The sequence below is a fragment of the Mycolicibacterium vaccae NBRC 14118 = CIP 105934 genome (assembly GCF_001552715.1).
Taxonomy (GTDB): domain Bacteria; phylum Actinomycetota; class Actinomycetes; order Mycobacteriales; family Mycobacteriaceae; genus Mycobacterium; species Mycobacterium vaccae.
Genome location: NZ_BCRS01000312.1, coordinates 1 through 2,334, shown reverse-complemented (window position 1 = coordinate 2,334; position 2,334 = coordinate 1). Strand labels below are relative to the sequence as shown.

At 68.8% G+C, this 2,334-nt stretch carries 3 protein-coding genes; all 3 read left to right on the top strand.

Features of this window, described 5'->3' with window-relative positions:
* The coding region (locus MVA01S_RS29555) for a macrolide family glycosyltransferase (protein WP_303621353.1) at positions 1 to 707 on the top strand (707 nt) is incomplete at its 5' end.
* 49 nt (positions 708 to 756) lie between these two features.
* Complete coding sequence (locus MVA01S_RS29550) at positions 757 to 1,236, top strand: SRPBCC family protein (RefSeq protein ID WP_003931566.1); 480 nt, start codon at positions 757 to 759, stop codon at positions 1,234 to 1,236.
* Positions 1,237 to 1,323: 87 nt separating this feature from the next.
* Positions 1,324 to 2,001 (top strand): class I SAM-dependent methyltransferase, encoded by a 678-nt coding sequence (locus tag MVA01S_RS29545; RefSeq protein ID WP_003931567.1) that lies wholly within the window; start codon positions 1,324 to 1,326, stop codon positions 1,999 to 2,001.
* Positions 2,002 to 2,334 lie beyond the last annotated feature (333 nt).

The window sequence follows — 2,334 nt, the reverse complement described above, 5'->3', positions numbered from 1 at the left end:
GGCGGGTGCAGCGACTGGCCCGCCGGTACGGTCTGAACGCGGCTCGTCTCCTGCAGTCGGCTGGTGCAGATGCGCAGCTGGTCTTCCTGCCGCGGGAGTTCCAGTACGCCGGGGACACCTTCGGTCCGCCTTACGTGTTCGTCGGCCCCTGCTTGACCGACCGGCCCTCGGACGGAGACTGGGAGCCACCGGCTGACCGGGCCACCGTGCTGGTCTCGCTCGGCACCGCCTACCACGACCGCCCCGACATCTTCCGCGCCTGCGTGGCGGCGTTCGCCGATACGCCCTGGCACGTGGTGCTGGCGATCGGGAATACCGTCGACGCCGGGGATCTGGGCACGGTGCCGCCACACATCGAGGTGCATTCCGCGGTACCGCAGCTGAAGGTGCTGCCGCACGCGGCGGCGTTCGTCAGTCACGCCGGTATGGGTAGCACGATGGAATCGCTGGCGTTCGGTGTACCGATCGTGGCGGTACCGCAGATGACCGAGCAGCAGGCCAATGCCGACCGGATCGCCGAACTGGGGCTGGGGCTGCGGCTCTCCCCGGCCGAGGTCACCGCAGAGGCGCTGCGCGCCGCGGTGCACGAGGTGACTGTCAGCGCGCAGGTCGCGGCGAACCTTCGCGACATGCAGGACCGGATCGGCGCCGCCGGCGGCGCGCGCGCCGCGGCCGACGTGATCGAAGGGTTGCTTCGGTCGGCCTGACCTCAGGCGGACCCGATGAGTTTGTGAACCGGCCACGGTCAGTACCGGCATGACTGACGAATTCATGCGCACCGCGCGCGTCGTCGACGCGCCGCCCGAGACCGTGTTCGACGTGCTGGCCGACCCGACCACCCACCAGGCCATCGACGGCACCGGCTGGGTGCGGGAGTCCCTCGACGGCAAGCGGCTGACCGAGGCCGGACAGGTCTTCCGAATGGCCATGTACCACCAGAACTATGGCGGCATGCACTACGAGATGGCCAACCGGGTCGAGGTGTTCCAGCCACCCCGCGCGATCGGGTGGCTACCGGGCCAGGGAGACGACGACGCCAACCTCGACTTCGGCGGCTGGACCTGGCGCTATGACCTTGCGCCGGTGGGCGACGACCGGACCGAGGTCACCCTGACATTCGACTGGTCGGAGGTCCCGTCGACGATCCGCGAAGAGATCGAGTTTCCGCCTTTCGGCTGCGAGCATCTCGACAACTCGCTCGAGCATCTCGCCGCGCTGGCGCGGGAACGCGTGTAGGCGAACGTCGTTCACCATCGGGATGTGCGATTTGCCCTTTTGACAAGTCACCTTGCCGAACGGGTGCGCGGGCGTGACCATCGAGACGTGACCCACGTATTCGATGCGCCGCAAGATGCCCTGTCCTACGCCGATCGTGTCGCCCGGACGGTGCCGATGTACCGGGATGTGCATCGCATGGCGACGATCCTGATGGCCGAACATGCGCCTGAGGATGCCAGGATCCTGGTGCTCGGGGCAGGAGGTGGGCTGGAGACGAAGGCATTCGCCGAGGCCCGACCCGGGTGGACTTTCGATGCCGTCGACCCGGCTGCGGCCATGCTCGACCTGGCGGTCAAAACGCTTGAGCCGCACGCCAGTCGCGTGCGGTTTCACCACGGCTACATCGACGATGCCCCGCCGGGGCCGTTCGCCGCCGCGACCAGCCTGCTCACCCTGCACTTCCTCGCACCGGACGAGCGGCTCCGTACCGCGGCTGCGGTGCGGCAACGACTGTCGCCCGGGGCGCCGTACGTCGTCGTGCACGCGAGCATCCCGCATCGCGACGACGCCGAACGGGCGCTGTGGATGCGTCGCCATCGGGCAAACGTCGTCGCGTCGGGCGTCGACCCCGCCGATGCCGACAGGATGATCACCGTCGTCAACGACGAGGTACCGGTGCTGACACCCGCACAGGATCGCACCATCCTGGAGCAGGCCGGCTTCACTGACGTGACCGAGTTCTTCTCCGCGTTCATCTTCCGCGGTTGGGTCGGGTACGCCTGACCCACGCGGTGTACCCGCGAGCCGCCGCCACCCCTCGGTGCGAGAACCCGATCGCAAGGGATATCCCCGATTCCGTCCCAGGCGATCCCGTCCTATTTTTGCGCCATCGTCTCTCCCGGTTCCGGGTCGGGGCGCCAACGCAGGGGTGGGCTATGGGGTTTGTCATACGATCTGGCGCTGCTGTGGCAGTTGCGGCGATCACGGGAGCGGGAGTCATGACCGCGCCGTCCGAGGGGGCTGCGCGCGCAGCGTCGCCCGGTGTCACCGGCGCGCCCGCTGCGGTCGACCTGACGGTGGCGTCGCGCGCGCTGCCTCCCTGGCCGCTGCGCTCTG